This window comes from Brachybacterium vulturis (assembly GCF_002407185.1).
In the GTDB taxonomy this organism is placed as follows: Bacteria; Actinomycetota; Actinomycetes; order Actinomycetales; family Dermabacteraceae; genus Brachybacterium; species Brachybacterium vulturis.
Genome location: NZ_CP023563.1, coordinates 2,894,348 through 2,910,041, shown reverse-complemented (window position 1 = coordinate 2,910,041; position 15,694 = coordinate 2,894,348). Strand labels below are relative to the sequence as shown.

Annotated in this window: 14 protein-coding genes; 8 read left to right on the top strand and 6 right to left on the bottom strand. The window is 69.5% G+C overall.

Annotated features, from left to right (window positions below):
• Positions 1-7: 7 nt before the first annotated feature.
• The 3 genes from lysS to CFK38_RS13065 all read left to right on the top strand — a co-directional run bounded on the left by lysS (position 8) and on the right by CFK38_RS13065 (position 2,145).
• Positions 8-1,516 (top strand): lysine--tRNA ligase, encoded by a 1,509-nt coding sequence (gene lysS / locus CFK38_RS13075; protein ID WP_096803461.1) that lies wholly within the window; start codon positions 8-10, stop codon positions 1,514-1,516.
• A 1-nt stretch (position 1,517) separates the two neighbouring features.
• Positions 1,518-1,700 carry a hypothetical protein gene (locus CFK38_RS13070; protein WP_096803460.1) on the top strand — a complete coding sequence of 61 codons (183 nt, stop codon included), beginning with the start codon at positions 1,518-1,520 and terminating at the stop codon, positions 1,698-1,700.
• Positions 1,701-1,815: 115 nt separating this feature from the next.
• On the top strand, positions 1,816-2,145 hold the full coding sequence (locus tag CFK38_RS13065) for a histone-like nucleoid-structuring protein Lsr2 (protein WP_096803459.1): 330 nt from the start codon (positions 1,816-1,818) through the stop codon (positions 2,143-2,145).
• A gap of 96 nt (positions 2,146-2,241) precedes the next feature.
• Here CFK38_RS13065 and CFK38_RS13060 read toward each other — a convergent pair whose 3' ends face one another.
• The 5 genes from CFK38_RS13060 to CFK38_RS13040 form a co-directional block, all read right to left on the bottom strand.
• Positions 2,242-3,207 (bottom strand): aldose 1-epimerase family protein, encoded by a 966-nt coding sequence (locus CFK38_RS13060; RefSeq protein WP_096803458.1) that lies wholly within the window; start codon positions 3,205-3,207, stop codon positions 2,242-2,244.
• Positions 3,204-3,977, bottom strand: coding sequence for a LutC/YkgG family protein (locus tag CFK38_RS13055; RefSeq protein WP_096803457.1), 774 nt, complete (start codon positions 3,975-3,977; stop codon positions 3,204-3,206). The genes CFK38_RS13060 and CFK38_RS13055 overlap by 4 nt, the downstream gene beginning before the upstream one ends.
• Positions 3,974-5,566 (bottom strand): lactate utilization protein B, encoded by a 1,593-nt coding sequence (locus CFK38_RS13050; protein WP_096803456.1) that lies wholly within the window; start codon positions 5,564-5,566, stop codon positions 3,974-3,976. Before CFK38_RS13050 ends, CFK38_RS13055 begins: the two co-directional genes overlap by 4 nt.
• A 52-nt stretch (positions 5,567-5,618) precedes the next feature.
• Positions 5,619-6,404, bottom strand: a complete 786-nt coding sequence (locus tag CFK38_RS13045) for a (Fe-S)-binding protein (protein ID WP_096804356.1) — start codon at positions 6,402-6,404, stop codon at positions 5,619-5,621.
• 88 nt (positions 6,405-6,492) lie between these two features.
• Complete coding sequence (locus tag CFK38_RS13040) at positions 6,493-7,983, bottom strand: malate:quinone oxidoreductase (RefSeq protein WP_096803455.1); 1,491 nt, start codon at positions 7,981-7,983, stop codon at positions 6,493-6,495.
• 305 nt (positions 7,984-8,288) lie between these two features.
• Here CFK38_RS13040 and CFK38_RS13035 point away from each other — a divergent pair, with 305 nt between their 5' ends.
• The gene (locus CFK38_RS13035) at positions 8,289-9,575 is read left to right on the top strand and encodes an alpha-L-fucosidase (protein ID WP_245851051.1); all 1,287 of its coding nucleotides are present in this window, start codon (positions 8,289-8,291) and stop codon (positions 9,573-9,575) included.
• 177 nt (positions 9,576-9,752) lie between these two features.
• Positions 9,753-11,030, top strand: coding sequence for an alpha-L-fucosidase (locus CFK38_RS13030; protein WP_096803454.1), 1,278 nt, complete (start codon positions 9,753-9,755; stop codon positions 11,028-11,030).
• A gap of 74 nt (positions 11,031-11,104) precedes the next feature.
• On the opposite strand, the gene CFK38_RS13025 is transcribed toward CFK38_RS13030, so the two are convergent.
• Positions 11,105-11,380 carry a DUF6458 family protein gene (locus tag CFK38_RS13025; RefSeq protein WP_245851049.1) on the bottom strand — a complete coding sequence of 92 codons (276 nt, stop codon included), beginning with the start codon at positions 11,378-11,380 and terminating at the stop codon, positions 11,105-11,107.
• Between the two features lie 199 nt (positions 11,381-11,579).
• Between CFK38_RS13025 and CFK38_RS13020 the strand changes: the two genes are divergently transcribed.
• The 3 genes from CFK38_RS13020 (at position 11,580) to CFK38_RS13010 (ending at position 15,673) form a co-directional block, all read left to right on the top strand.
• Positions 11,580-14,162, top strand: coding sequence for an ATP-dependent Clp protease ATP-binding subunit (locus CFK38_RS13020; RefSeq protein WP_096803452.1), 2,583 nt, complete (start codon positions 11,580-11,582; stop codon positions 14,160-14,162).
• A gap of 168 nt (positions 14,163-14,330) precedes the next feature.
• Positions 14,331-15,167 carry a DedA family protein gene (locus CFK38_RS13015; protein WP_096803451.1) on the top strand — a complete coding sequence of 279 codons (837 nt, stop codon included), beginning with the start codon at positions 14,331-14,333 and terminating at the stop codon, positions 15,165-15,167.
• Complete coding sequence (locus CFK38_RS13010) at positions 15,164-15,673, top strand: amino-acid N-acetyltransferase (RefSeq protein ID WP_096803450.1); 510 nt, start codon at positions 15,164-15,166, stop codon at positions 15,671-15,673. Before CFK38_RS13015 ends, CFK38_RS13010 begins: the two co-directional genes overlap by 4 nt.
• Positions 15,674-15,694: the final 21 nt, after the last annotated feature.

The following is a 15,694-nucleotide window of genomic DNA, read 5'->3' as shown; positions in this document are numbered from 1 at the left end:
TCGGCCCATGAGCGAGATTCCCCCTGCCCTCGACACGACGGACACCTCCGACCAGGTCGCGGTCCGCAAGTCCAAGCGGGAGCGGCTGCTGGCTCGCGGCGAGGAGGCCTATCCCGTCTCGGTGCCGGTGACCACCACCATCGCCGAGGTGCGTGCGCAGTACGACCACCTCGACGCCGGTGAGGAGACCCAGGACGTCGTCGGCGTCGCCGGCCGTGTCGTCTTCCAGCGCAACACCGGCAAGCTGGCCTTCCTCACGCTCCAGGACGGAGCCGGGCAACGCCTGCAGATCATGGCCTCGCAGGCGGTCATCGGCGAGCAGCGGCTCGCCGCTCTCAAGGCCGACGTCGACCTCGGCGACCACGTCTTCTTCCACGGCCGGGTGGGCGCCTCCCGCCGCGGGGAGCTGAGCGTCTTCGCCGAGACCTGGCAGATGGCGGCCAAGGCCGTGCGCCCGCTCCCGGTCCTCCATACCGGTCTCTCGGAGGAGTCGCGGGTCCGGCACCGCTACGTGGACCTCATCGTGCGCCAGGAGGCCCGGGACGCCGTGCGCCAGCGGGCCCAGGTCATGCATTCGCTGCGCAGCTCGTTCCACGATCGCGACTTCGTCGAGGTCGAGACGCCGATGCTGCAGGTGATCCCCTCCGGTGCCGCGGCCCGGCCGTTCGTCACCCACATGAACGCCTTCGACCTGGATCTCTATCTGCGGATCGCCCCGGAGCTGTTCCTCAAGCGGGCGGCCGTGGGCGGCTTGGAGAGGGTCTTCGAGATCAACCGCAATTTCCGCAACGAGGGCGCGGATTCCACGCATTCCCCCGAGTTCGCGATGCTCGAGGCATATCAGGCCTACGGGGACTACGACACGATCGGTGATCTCACCCGGCGGCTCGTGCAGGAAGCGGCCGAGCATGCCACCGGTTCCCAGACCGTCACCCTCGCCGACGGGTCGGAGTACGACTTCTCGGGGGAGTGGGCGCAGATCACCATCTACGGATCCCTCTCGGAATCTCTCGGCGAGGAGATCACCCCGGACACCTCCCCGCAGCGGCTTCGCGAGATCGCCCGCGGTCTCGAGCTCGATCTCGATCATCCGAAGTTCGGCCACGGAAAGCTCGTCGAGGAGCTGTTCGAGAATCGCGTCGGCGATCATCTCTACGAACCGACCTTCGTGCGTGACTTCCCGGTCGAGACGAGCCCGCTGGTGCGGGCGCACCGATCGCAGCCCGGTGTGGTCGAGAAGTGGGACCTCTACGTGCGCGGGTTCGAGCTCGGCACCGGGTACTCGGAGCTGGTCGACCCGGTGATCCAGCGTGAACGGTTCGCACAGCAGGCACAGCTCGCCGCCCAGGGCGATGACGAGGCGATGCGCCTGGACGAGGACTTCCTCGAGGCGATGGAGTACGCACTGCCGCCGACGGGCGGCATGGGCATGGGCGTGGACCGACTGCTCATGGCGCTGACGGGCCTGGGAATCCGCGAGACCATTCTCTTCCCGCTCGTGAAGCCGGAGGTGTGAGATGGATTCCGGGTTCTGGTTCGAAGCCGGGGCGGTGCTCCCTTCCCTCGGTGTGGGACTTCTCTTCTGGTTCGTGATGCGTGCGGTGATGCGCGCGGACAGACATGAACGCGACGTCGAACGCGAAGCGGAGCAGGAATACCGTGAACTGCACGACAACGATGAACAGAATCACTCCGCCTGAATCGATATCGGAACCGTATTGAAATCCGGCTCCTTTCAGCTGATACTGGGTGCGGATGGCGAACTCATCAGAGTTCGCACGAAGAACGTCATCAGACCAGCAAGGGAGAACCCCTATGGCACGGAAGACCTACGTGGAGCTCATCGACGATCTGACCGGTGACAAGGCCGACGAGACGGTGAACTTCGCCCTGGACGGAGTCGCTTACGAGATCGACCTGTCAGAGGCGAATGCCTCGAAGCTCCGTGAGGAGCTGGGCAGCTGGGTGGAGAAGGCGCGCCGGGTGGGCGGTCGTCGTTCTCGCGGGACCGCTCCCGCACGCACCAGCTCCAACGATTCCGCAAGGATCCGCGAGTGGGCCCGTGAGGCCGGCTACGAGGTCCCGGACCGCGGGCGCATCTCCGGCACCATCCGCAAGGCGTACGAAGAGGCCCACGCGGAGTGATCGCGAGCGCTCCCCGACCGGGGCGCGCACGCGCACGGCACAGGCCCGTCACCGATCGGTGACGGGCCTGTGCTCATGCCGGGATCGGGCCGCTGCTCACCAGCCTCGCAGGGTCCAGGACGCGGCATGCTCGGCACCCGGGGCCAGCCGCACCACATCGGTGCCGCTGCGGAAGGCATCGGGCGGGCAGGTCATCGGCTCCACGGCGAGGCCGAGCCGGTTGTTCTCCGGCTCCGGACGGTCACCGGTGTGGATCTGCAGCCACGGGCACTCCGGTCCCGCGGTCAGCTCCACCCCGGTGCCGCCGGGGGCGGAGACGGTCACCACCACCCGGTCCTGGGCGTCGCGGCCGAGATCGGTGAAGGCGTGGTCGAGGAACAGCGCACCGAGGGTCTTCGCGCTGCGGAAGTCGAGCTCGCCGTCGGGGGTGACCGGGGCGGTGCCGGTGGGCAGCAGTCGGTCCTCGGTGACGGTGAGCACGGTCCCGGCGGTGACCTGCAGCGACCATGTATCCAGCGGCTCCGTCCCGGCGACCAGATACGGATGGGGGCAGGCTCCGTAGGGGGCGTCCCGGGCACCGAGGTTGCGGGCGGTCACGGTGGTGCTGAGGCCCTCCTGCGGATCCAGCGCGTAGTGCACCGTCAGCAGCAGGTGGAAGGGGTATCCCGGGGACGGGAAGAGCTCGGTGCGCAGCACCAGCTCGTCCTCCGAGAGGGTCGCCGGGGTGAAGGCCTGGAAGGAGATCAGGCCGTGGAGCGCATTGCCGCGCTCCGGTTCGGTGAGCGCGGTGCGGAGCTCCTGGCCTTCCCAGGTGTACGTGCCGTCGCCGATCCGATTGGGCCACGGCGCGACGATCGCCCCGCGGTGGAACTGCATCGGACCGGTCTCGGGGCTGCGCACCAGCAGGTCGCGACCGCCGACGGTGAGGGATTCGAGGGTCGCTCCCACCGAGGAGATCTCGGCGCGGTAGGTCCCGGCCTCGAGGGCGAACAGCTCTCCGCGGTCGCGGGCGGTGCCCCTGTCGGGCAGGTCGAGGCCGGCAGTCGGGGCGGCGTCGTTCATGGACTCTTCTCCTGGGGGTCGGCGGGTGCGGCGCGGGGCGTCGTCCCCGGTGTCGCGGACGGGGCGGGGTCAGGTTCCGGTTCGATCAGGATCACCTCGAGGCGCCGGGGGCCGTGCATGCCCTCGACCCGTTCGAGGTCGATGCCACTGCTCGCGCTGGGACCGGAGATCAGGGTCCAGGCCGCCGCCGGGGTCTCCGCCATGCGCTCGATCGCCTTGGGCACGCCGACCACCACCTGCTCGGACTCGACGACCACCACGTGGTGGTCGGGCACCAGGCTGATCGCGCGACGTCCTGCCCGGTCATCATTGCGCAGCACGATGGTGCCGGTCAGGGCGATCGCCGTATGGCAGCCGGTGAGCACCGCGTCGATCGCCTCGAGCTGGTGCGGCGTGGCGGTGCCGTCGTCGACCACCAGCGAGGCGTCCACCTGCTCGTGCCAGGCGGCGGGCAGACCGGAGGGGACCACCACGCTGCGCGCCCCGCCCAGCGCGGCGGCGATCACTGCCGGCGCGGTGTCCGCGGTGGCGCGATGGACGGTGGCGGTGCAGTCCTCGAGCCGTTGCACCAGCACGCTGCGCGCCTTCTCGGGAGCGGTGCGGAGCTCCTGCTTGTCATCGGCCCGCTGGTAGGTGCGCGGCACGTCCGCGGCCTCGGTGACCTCATCGCGGCGCGGGACCGCCAATGCGGTCCGCACCCGGGCGAGGATCTCCTCCTTGGCGCTCATCCCCGGGGTGCGTGCGGGGCGGGAGTCCGTCCACCCGCTCATGAGCTCTCCTCGTCCCCGGTGTCGGGCCGCCCCGGCGGTGCGTCCTCGGCCGTGCCGCCGTCGGCCGCCGGCCCCGCTGCGGCCCGGTCCTTCTCGTGCTGGTCCCACCAGGTGCGGAAGGAGGCACCGGGCTTGGGCAGGTCACGGTGGTCGGTCCAGCCCGGCATCAGCGGCAGCACACCCGGTAGCGTGCCGATGTTCTTCCCGGGCAGCACCGAGCTGAGCGGACCGGCCGAGCGCACCGCGAGGTCGTACGCACGGGGCGAGGACATCAGCCTGCTCGCGCCCTGGAGCGCCAGGTCCCAGCTGCTGTGGAAGTCGCCGCGGGTCCGGCGACGGCGGTCGACGTCCTCCGCCCGCAGATGCACCAGGACCTCGGGGATGTTGATCTTGACGGGACACACGTCGTAGCAGGCACCGCACAGGCTCGAGGCGTAGGGCAGCGTCGAGTTCGGATCATCGCTGCCATGCATGCCGGTCATCTGCGGCGAGAGGATCGCACCGATCGGACCGGGATAGGTGGAGCCGTAGGCGTGCCCACCGGTGCGGTTGTAGACGGGGCAGACGTTCAGGCAGGCAGAGCACTGGATGCAGTGCAGGGCGCTGCGTCCCTCCGGGTCCTCGAGCACTGCGGAGCGGCCGTTGTCCAGCAGCACCAGATGGAACTCCTCGGGGCCGTCCCCCTCATGGACGCCGGTGAACAGGGTCGTGTACGGGGTCATCCGCTCCCCGGAGGAGGAGCGGGGCAGCAGCTGCAGGAACACCTCGAGATCCTGGAAGCTCGGCACGATCTTCTCGATGCCGACCACCGAGATGAGGGTCCTCGGCAGCGTCAGGCACATGCGGCCGTTGCCCTCGGACTCGACGACCACCAGGGTGCCGGAGTCGGCGACGGCGAAGTTCGCCCCGGAGATCGCCACCGAGCCGGGCAGGTCCAGGAACCTCTCGCGCAGGAAACGGCGGGCCGCCGCGGCGAGCTCGGCCGGTTCGTCGGTGATCGACCCCTCCAGGTCCGGCATGGCCGCCAGGAAGATCTCCCGGATCTCGGACCGGTTGCGGTGGATCGCGGATCCCAGGTGATGGGACGGGGTGTCCGCGGCGAGCTGCAGGACGAGCTCGGCGAGGTCGGACTCGATCGCCCGGATCCCGGCGCGGGCGAGCACCTCGTTGAGTCCGATCTCCTGGGTCGCCATCGACTTGACCTTCAGCACCTCCTGGGCACCGCGCTCGAGCGCCAGGCGGGTGACGATCTCGCCGGCCTCCTCGGCATCGCGCGCCCAGTGCACCACGCCGCCGGCTGCGGTCACGGACGCCTCGAGCTGCTCCAGCAGGTCCGGGAGGTGGTCGGTGACGTGCCACTTCAGGGCACTGCCGGCAGCGCGCAGCTTCTGCCAGTCACGCACCTCGCGGACCGCCGAGGCGCGCTTGGACTGGAGCGTCGAGGTGGCTGCGCGGAGGTTCTCGCGCAGCGTCCGGTCGCCGAGCTCCTCACGGGCCGCCTCGGGGAAGCCGCGATCGCCGCGCAGCAGCGAGCTCGGGGAGGCGTGCTGCGGACGCACGGTCGGGATGCCGAGATCCACCGAGTTCACGGCGCCATCTCCTCCCGCTCGTTCCTCGCAGTCCGTCGACCGACGCTGGCGTTCATGATGCCCTGCCCAGGATCGTCTCCGACGGGACGAAGGGGTCCTCCCTGGTCGAGGCGAGGATCTGTGCGAGGTGCACGGAGCGCGGCGAGGCGCCGGTGCGGCGCAGCTTGCCGCCGATGTTCATCAGGCACGAGGCATCGCCCGCGACGACGAACTCGGCACCGCTGCGCACCACGTTCGCGGCCTTGTCGCTCACCATCGCATCACTGGTGGCATCGTTCTTCACCGAGAAGGTGCCGCCGAAGCCGCAGCAGGTGTCGGATTCGGGCAGGTTCTTCATCTCCAGGCCCTCGACCGCGCGCAGCAGCTTCAGCGGCCGTGCCCCCACCTTGAGGAAGCGCATCGAGTGGCAGGTGGGATGGTAGGTCACCGAGTGCGGGAAGTACGCGCCGACATCGGTCACCTTCAGCACGTCCACCAGCAGCTCCGAGAGCTCGTAGGTCTTCGCCGCGACCGCCGCGGCACGCTGCTCGAGCTCGCTGTCGCCCTCATGCCGGGCCACCAGCTCGTGCTGGTCCCGGACGCATCCGGCGCAGGAGCCGGACGGCATCACGATCGCGTCGACGCTCTCCAGCGCGGGCTCGAAGGTGTCGACGAAGGAGCGCACGATGGGCGCCGCCTCGGTGTAGTAGCCGGAGTTGGTGTGCATCTGGCCGCAGCAGGTCTGACGCCTGTCGAACACCACCTCGTGGCCGAGCCGCTCCAGCAGGATCACGGTCGCCCGAGCCACGTCCGGGGCCATCACATCCACCAGGCACGTGGTCATCAAAGAGATGCGCATCCGCCGACCTTCCTCCTCGCCGCGGTTCCGGCCCGATCCGATCGTGTCCACCACCCTCTGTCGAGGACTGGTGGGTCCTGAGATGCCCTCAGGAGTGCGTCAGGCCCAGCGCCTCGGCCGTGTGGTCCAGCAGCCGGTGGGCCTCGTCCGGGTGCTCCGACAGCGACCGTCCCCAGCTCGGCACCATCTGGGTCAGCGAGGGCCGCCAGGCTTCGATGCGCTGCGGGAACATCTTCTCCAGCAGGCCGAGCATGATGCTGGTCGAGGTCGAGGCTCCCGGGGAGGCTCCGAGCATGCCGCCGATGGAGCCGTCAGCCGCGGTGACCAGCTGGGTGCCGAACTGCAGCACGCCGTGCTTGGCCTTGTCCGGTGCGATGACCTGGACGCGCTGACCGGCGGTGACCTCCTCCCAGTCGGACGCGCGCGCCGCCGGCATGTACTCCAGCAGAGCTTCGAAACGCTGCTGATGGGTCGCCGCCAGCTGCGAGCCGAGGTAGACCATCAGGTCGAGGTTCGGCGGGGCGACGGCCATCATCTGGGTGATGTTCGAGGGCTTCATCGATTCGAGCAGGTCGGTGTAGCGGCCGGCCTTGAGGAACTTCGGCGACCAGCCGGCGTACGGGCCGAACATGAGGGACCGCTTCCCGCCCACATAGCGGGTGTCGAGATGCGGGACGCTCATCGGCGGTGCGCCGACGGCGGCCTTGCCGTACACCTTCGCATCGTGGCGGGCGATGGTCTCCGGATCGGTGCAGCGCAGCCATTGACCGGAGATCGGGAATCCGCCGAAGCCGCGGATCTCGTCGATCCCGGACTTCTGCAGCAGGGTCAGCGCGTAGCCGCCTGCGCCGACGAAGACGAACGGGGTGCGCACCACGCTGATCGAGCCGTCCGCGGTGGAGCGGACCATCACCCCCCAGTCCGTGCCCATGCGGCGCAGATCCACGACCTCGGACCCGGTGGAGACGGTGGTGCCGGTGCGGGTGGCGAAGCCGAGCATCTGACGGGTCAGCGCACCGAAGTCGATGTCGGTGCCGTCGGTCGAGCGGGTCGCCGCGATGGTCTCCGTGACCGGTCGCCCTTCGGCGACCAGCGGCGCCCACTCCGCCAGCTGCGCATGCTCGGTGGTGAACTCCATGCGGTCGAAGAGAGGGTTCGAGGTGAGCGCCTCGTGCCGCCGGCGCAGGTAGTCGACGTTCTCCATGCCGTGCACGAAGCTCATGTGCGGGACGGCGTGGATGAACTCGCTCGGGTCACCGATCCGGTCGTTCTCCACCAGATGCGCCCAGAACTGCCGGGAGATCTGGAACTGCTCGTTGATCGTGATCGCCTTGGCGGGGCTGACGGAGCCGTCGACATCCTGCGGCGTGTAGTTCATCTCGCACAGGGCGCTGTGTCCGGTGCCGGCGTTGTTCCAGCCCTCGCTGGATTCCTGACCCGCGGTGTCGAGCTTCTCGAGCACGCGGATGTCCCATGTCGGCTCGAGCTCGCTGAGGAGGGCCGCAAGGGTCGCACTGGCGATCCCGCCCCCGATCATCACCGCATCGGCGCGCTCGACATCCACCCTGAGGTCTGCCATGTCTCTCCGTCCCTCGTCCCCGCACTGGCGCAGGTCCCTCGATCGGTCCCATGAAGCCTAGCCCTCACGACCGGGTCCCGGCGATTCCGGCATGCCCGATCCGGCCCTCACTCGTCGTCGGGAGTGTCCAGGAGCGCGTCGACGCGGCGGCCCACCAGCGTGGAGGCGGCTTGGACGGCGGCCCCCGGACCCGCCAGGATCCTCGACCGCGGGATCACTGCGCAGGCCGCGCGGAGCCTCCGGGGAGCGCCGGCTGGAGAGTGGACGTCCGCCAGCAAACACCCGATCTCTGCCAGAATATGGGGGTGACTCCTGTGGACACCGCACCGAACGAGATCCTCACCCCCACGCCGCAGCAGCTCGCCTGGCAGAAGGCCGGGCTCGGCATGTTCTTCCACTTCGGCGTGAACACCTTCGCCGGGAAGGAGTGGAGCGATGGCACCATTCCCGCCTCGGCCTTCGCTCCGACCGCTCTCGACGCCGACGAGTGGGTCCGTCTCGCTCGCGATCTCGGCGCCGCCCATGTCGTGCTGACCGCCAAGCACCACGACGGGTTCTGCCTGTGGCCGACGGAGACCACCGACTACTCCGTCGCCTCCTCCCCGTGGAAGGACGGCAGGGGAGACGTCGTCCGTGAGGTGGCCGACGCCGCGCGTCGCTACGGCCTCCGCCTCGGTCTGTACCTCTCGCCCTGGGACCGCCACGAGCCGACGTACGCGGATCCTGCCGCCTACGACGAGTTCTACCTGCGCCAGCTGCGCGAGCTGTGCACGAACTACGGGGGCCTGGTCGAGGTGTGGTTCGACGGCGCCGGATCGGCCGGCCGCACCTACGACTGGGGGGCGATCGGCGCGGTCCTGGACGAGCTCCAGCCCGACGCCATGGTCTTCAACATGGGACCGGCCACGATCCGCTGGATCGGCAACGAGGACGGCCTGGCGGCCGACCCCTGCGAGTACGTCACGCGGTCCACGGACCTGAACAACTACGACGAGGACGTCATCGGCCTGACCGAGGCGCAGTACCTGCCGCCGGAATGCGATGTCTCCCTGCATCGCGGCTGGTTCTGGCAGGAGGACGAGGGACCGAAGTCGCTCGAGCACCTGCTGGCGATCCACGATCGGTCCCTCGGGCTGGGAGCGAACCTGCTGCTGAACGTCCCGCCGAACCGGCAGGGACGGATCGATGCCGCGGACATCGCACGTCTGGAGGAGTTCCGCGCCGCACTGGATGCCCGCTTCGGGGCTCCGATCCCCGCGGAGCTGACGCCGCAGGGAGACGCAGTGGGCGCGGAGCTCCCGGCGGGGACACGGTGGGACCACTTCGAGATCCGTGAGGATGTCACCGCCGGGCAGCGCGTGCGCGGTCACCGCGTGCTCGACGCCGAGGGCACGGTGCTGGCAGAGGGCGGCACCATCGGGGTGCGGCGGATCCACCGGCTGGAGGAGCCGGTGAGGACCGGTCCGCTCCGGATCGAGATCGACGGCGCCGATGCGGTGATCGAGGCGGTCACGGTGCATGACGCGGGCGACGCCGCCGTCCCCGCCCTGCCGGAGGCCTACCGGGCGACCACCGACGCCCCGCTGGACTGACTGCCGGCCCGCGTCGGCGCGACGCGGCGCACCGAGGGAGGGCTGCGATGCGGACGTTCTGCACCGCGGCCGCAGCTGCCACGTGCTGACGCCGGCCGGGGATGATGCCTACGAGCAGCGCCTCGCCCTCGATGTTCCAGAGCGGATGGACGACATCCCTCAGCTGAAGGAGATCGCATGATGAACGATGCCCACTGGTTCGACGAGGCCCGCTTCGGCCTGTTCGTCCACTTCGGGATCTTCGCCGTCCCGGCACGTCACGAATGGGTGATGAGCCGGGAGCACCGCGATCCCGAGGACTACGCGCGGTACGCGCAGGAGTTCGACCCGGATCGGTTCGATGCCCGCGACATCGCTCGCCGTGCGCGGGAGGCCGGCATGCGGTACGCGGTGCTGACCACCAAGCACCACGACGGGTTCTGCCTGTGGGACAGCGACCTCAGCGCGTACACGACGCAGGCGGTGTGCGGCCGCGACCTGGTGGAGGAATGGGTCCGGGCGCTGCGCGACGAGGGGCTCCGCGTCGGTCTCTACCATTCGCTGATCGACTGGTCCCACCCCGACTTCACGATCGACCAGAACCACCCGCTGCGGGACCATCCCGACCGCGATGCGCTCGATGCCGGTCGCGACCTGTCCAGGTATCGCACCTATCTGCACGGCCAGGTGCGGGAGCTGCTGACCCGCTACGGGCAGATCGACTATCTCTTCTTCGACTTCACCTATCCGGGCCCCGACGGGAAGAGCGCGGAGGACTGGGATGCCCGCACCCTGCTGGCGATGGTGCGAGAACTGCAGCCGGACGCCCTGGTGAACGACCGGCTCGGCATCCCCGGGGACCTGGTCACGCCGGAGCAGTATCAGCCGGCCCGGCCCATGACCGGCGCGGACGGCGCTCCGCTGCGGTGGGAGGCCTGCCAGACCCTCAACGGGTCCTGGGGCTACGACCGGGACAACCTCGAGTTCAAGAGCCCCGAGCTGCTGGTGCGGATGCTCGTGGACTCGGTGTCGACGGGCGGGAACATGCTGCTGAACATCGGGCCGGACGGGCGCGGAGGCCTGCGCCGCGAGGACACCGCCGCCCTGGCCCGGATCGGGGAGTGGATGGAGCTGCACGAGGACTCCGTCCGCGGCGCCGGTCCGGCGCACGGGTTCATCGCCCCTCGCGGCACCGTCCTCACCCGGCGCGGTGACCGCCTGTACGTGCACCTGACGACCTGGCCGATGCAGCATGTGCATCTCGCCGGGGCCGCCGACCGCGTGCGTTTCGCGCGCCTGCTGCATGACGGCTCGGAGGTCGCCCACCGGGTCATCGACCCGGAGCAGAAGGCGTCGCAGATGACGCTCGGTTCCCTGGGCCGCGACGTGGTCACCTTCACCCTCCCCGTGCGCCGGCCGGACGTCGCACTGCCCGTGCTGGAGATCAGGCTGGAGCCGGAGGTCGCGGCCGGGTGACGGAGGGGCCGCCCCGGTGCGGTGCCGACGCCCTGCGCACCGGGATCATCCGTCGGCCGGAGCGGTCGCAGCCCTCACACGGTGGGCGGGGGATCCCGACGCTCGGAGACGCTGTGCCCGGGGGCGTTCTGGGTGTTCACGACGGTCTTGCGCGAGCGCAGCATCAGCAGCAGCCCGACGATGAACAGGACGGCTCCCGCGACCATCAAGATGGTGCCGAGCATCGCGGAGTCCACACCCGGCAGGTTGATCTCCAGGGCGAAGCGCGCGATGGCTCCCAGGACGAAGAGGATGATTCCGCCGACGATGGCGCCCATGACGTGCTCCTTGAGGAAGGGGGTGTGGCCCACGCCATGATACGACTCGCGCCGACCCGCCCCACTGGATCCGACCGACGGGTCGGGAACCCGTGTCGGGAACCGCCGGCCGACGGCGGAGCGGGTCATCATGCCGCGGCGAACCGGCGTCACGCCTGCGGCGAACAGGCTCTGCTTCGACGGGAGCGGCGCGTACGCTCGAGCCATCACCACCACCGGACGGGGGAGGACCATGTTCGAACGCTTCACCGATCGTGCCCGCCGCGTCGTCGTCCTGGCACAGGACGAGGCACGGCTGCTGAACCACAACTACATCGGCACCGAGCACATCCTGCTCGGTCTGATCCATGAGAACGAGGGTGTCGGCGCCAAGGCGCTCGAAGCCCTCGGAGTCACCCTCGACGCCGTGCGCGAGCAGGTGCGGGACATCATCGGCGAGGGCAACCAGACCCCCTCCGGTCACATCCCCTTCACGCCGCGGGCGAAGAAGGTGCTCGAGCTGAGCCTCCGCGAGGCGCTGCAGCTGGGCCACAACTACATCGGCACCGAGCACATCCTGCTGGGCCTGCTGCGCGAGGGTGAGGGCACGGCCGTCAAGGTGCTCTCCCGTCTGAAGGCGGAGCCGTCGGCCGTGCGCCAGGAGGTCATCGAGCGCCTCTCCGGATACCAGGGCAAGGAGCCGGCCACCGCCGGCGGTCCCACGGAGGGACAGCCCGCCGGCTCGCTGGTGCTCGACCAGTTCGGCCGCAATCTCACCCAGGCCGCCCGGGAGGGCAAGCTCGACCCGGTCATCGGCCGGGATGGCGAGGCCGAGCGGGTGATGCAGGTGCTCTCGCGCCGCACCAAGAACAACCCGGTGCTGATCGGCGAGCCCGGTGTCGGCAAGACCGCGGTCGTCGAGGGGCTGGCGCAGGCCATCACCGCCGGTGACGTCCCCGAGACGCTCAAGGACAAGCAGCTCTACACGCTGGATCTCGGGTCCCTGGTCGCGGGCTCCCGCTACCGCGGTGACTTCGAGGAGCGCCTGAAGAAGGTGCTCAAGGAGATCCGCACCCGCGGCGACATCATCCTGTTCATCGACGAGATCCATACCCTCGTCGGGGCCGGGGCCGCCGAGGGCGCGATCGACGCCGCCAGCATCCTCAAGCCGATGCTGGCCCGTGGTGAGCTGCAGACCATCGGGGCGACCACGCTCGAGGAGTACCGCAAGCACATCGAGAAGGATGCTGCGCTCGAGCGCCGCTTCCAGCCGATCCAGGTCGACCAGCCCTCGGTCGCCCACACCGTCGAGATCCTCAAGGGTCTGCGCGACCGCTACGAGGCGCACCACCGGGTGACCATCACCGATGCGGCCCTGGTGGCCGCGGCGAACCTCGCCGACCGGTACGTCAACGACCGCTTCCTGCCGGACAAGGCGATCGACCTGATCGACGAGGCCGGAGCGCGCCTGCGCATCCGTCGTCTCACCGCGCCGCCCGAGCTCAAGGAGTTCGACGCCCGCATCGAGGAGACCCGCAAGAAGAAGGAGGAGGCGATCGACGGGCAGGACTTCGAGCTCGCCGCCTCCCTGCGCGACCAGGAGCAGACCCTCAAGGCCGAGCGCGACGAGAAGGAGCAGGCCTGGCGGCACGGCGAGTCCGATGCGGTGACCACGGTCAGCGAAGAGGTCATCGCCGAGGTGCTGGCCGCCTCCACGGGGATCCCGATCGTGAAGCTCACCGAGGAGGAGTCCTCGCGGCTGCTCCACATGGAGGACGAGCTGCACAAGCGGGTCATCGGGCAGAACGAGGCCATCAAGGCCATCTCCCGGGCGATCCGTCGCACCCGTGCCGGGCTCAAGGACCCCAAGCGTCCGGGGGGCTCGTTCATCTTCGCCGGCCCCACCGGCGTCGGCAAGACCGAGCTGGCCAAGGCGCTCGCCGAGTTCCTGTTCGGTGACGAGGAAGCCCTGATCCAGCTCGACATGTCCGAGTTCGGCGAGAAGCACACCGCCTCGCGCCTGTTCGGCTCGCCCCCCGGCTACGTCGGCTACGACGAGGGCGGTCAGCTCACCGAGAAGGTGCGTCGCAAGCCGTTCTCCGTGGTGCTCTTCGACGAGGTGGAGAAGGCCCATGTGGACATCTTCAACTCGCTGCTGCAGATCCTGGAGGACGGCCGTCTCACCGACTCGCAGGGCCGGGTGGTCGACTTCAAGAACACGATCATCATCATGACCACCAACCTCGGCACCCGGGACATCGCCAAGGGCGTGTCCCTGGGCTTCACCGCGGGCGGCGACCTCTCCACCGACTACGAGCGGATGAAGTCGAAGGTCCACGAGGAGCTCAAGCAGCACTTCAAGCCCGAGTTCCTCAACCGTGTCGACGACGTGGTGGTCTTCCCGCAGCTGTCGATGCAGGAGATCGTCGAGATCGTGGATCTGGAGATCGCCAAGCTCCAGACCCGCCTGCACGACAGGGACATGGCCATCACCCTCACCCCGGCCGCGAAGGATCTGCTGGCCGAGAAGGGCTATGACCCGGTGCTCGGTGCACGTCCGCTGCGTCGCACCATCCAGCGCGACATCGAGGACACGCTCTCGGAGCGGATCCTGTTCGGTCAGATCCATGTCGGCGACGAGATCATCGTCGACGCGGAGGGGGAGGGCCTGCTCGGCGAGCTGACCTTCGCCCGCCGGGCCGAGGGGGGTCAGTCCATGCCGATCTCCGAGGAGATCGACATCGATTCGATGACCCAGGCGCGTGCGGAGGACCTCACCCACGCCGACGGTGCGAGCTCCCCGGATGCCGACAGCGCGGAGGCCAGCACCTCCTGACCGGTGGGGCCGGCCCCGTCCCGGGCGGGGCCGGCCCCACCACCCGTCCCGGCGCCGCTGCCGGGACACGGACATCACCGGGCCTGAGCTGATCGGGTCCGGGCACTCGCTTCGACGAGCCCGGGAGGTCCGGGGGGAACGCGCCGGGGCCTTCGATGGAGAGGACGCATGGGCGAGACCATCGACTGGTTGCTGTCCCTGACGGGGCAGATGGAGGACTGGATCCTCGGCATCGCCGATGCCTGGTGGGTCCACCTCATGGTGTACCTGTTCGCCGCGTTCGACGGCTTCTTCCCCTCCGTGCCGAGCGAGTCGACGATCGTGACCCTCTCCTCCCTGTGGTCGAGCTCGGGACGGCCCTCGATCATCTTCGTCGGACTGGCGGCGTGGATGGGGGCCTGGACGGGCGACAACCTGGGATATCTGATCGGCAGCAAGGTCGGCTGGGAACGCTTCCGATTCCTGCGCGAGGGCCGGGGCCGCGGAGCTGTCGAGGCCGCGGACCGAGGTCTGCAGAAACGGGCCCTGGTCTTCCTGATGACCGCCCGCTACATCCCCTTCGGCCGCACTGCGGTGAACCTGGTCGCCGGCGCCGTGCACTACCCCCACCGCAACTTCTGGCCCCGCTCGCTGCTGTCGACCTTCGTGTGGGCCGTCTACTCGTGCGCGATCGGTGCGATCGCCGGCGCCTGGTTCGACGACCACAGCCTGGTCGCCATCACGGTCGCGCTGTTCGCCGCTCTCGTGATGGCCCTGGTCATCGAACGGCTGATCACCGCTCTGCATCGGGTCCTGGACCGCCGGACAGAGCGCCGGGAGGCAGCGGCGGAGCTCGGGGCGGAGGCTGCTGCCGCCGACGCGGAGCAGCGGGAAGCCCCCACCTCGGCCGGCGCTGCCGAGGCGGCCGATCCGAGCGGCGAGCGACCCACCCAGAGGCCGCAGACCATCGGGACCAGCGCGGAGTCGCCGCTCAGCCCGTCACAGGGAGAGGACAGCTCACGATGAGCATCACCATCCGTCCCGCGCTGCCCGCCGATGTGCGCGCCATCAACCGTCTCGTCGAGCCGATGACCCACACCGGGGTCCTGCTCGGCAAGGACCTGGTGTCCTATTACGAGGCGGTCCAGGAGTTCCTGGTGGCGGCCGATGAGCATGGGGAGGTGCTCGGCTGCGGGGCGCTGCACGTGATGTGGGAGGACCTCGCCGAGGTGCGCACCCTCGCGGTGCATGAGGGCCTGCGCGGCACCGGCCTGGGACACCGTCTGCTCGACGCCCTGCTCGAGAGGGCGCTCCAGCTCGGCCTGCAGCGCGTGTTCTGCCTGACCTTCGAGGTGGACTTCTTCACCCGTCACGGTTTCGAGGTGATGAGCGAGGCCGTGGATCCCGACATCTACAGCCAGCTGCTGCGCTCCCCGGACGAGGGCATCGCGGAGTTCCTCGACCTCGCCCGGGTCAAGCCCAACACCCTCGGCAACACCCGCATGATCAAGGCACTGCTCGCTCCCGGCTGACGGGAGCCCGGTGCCCACGGG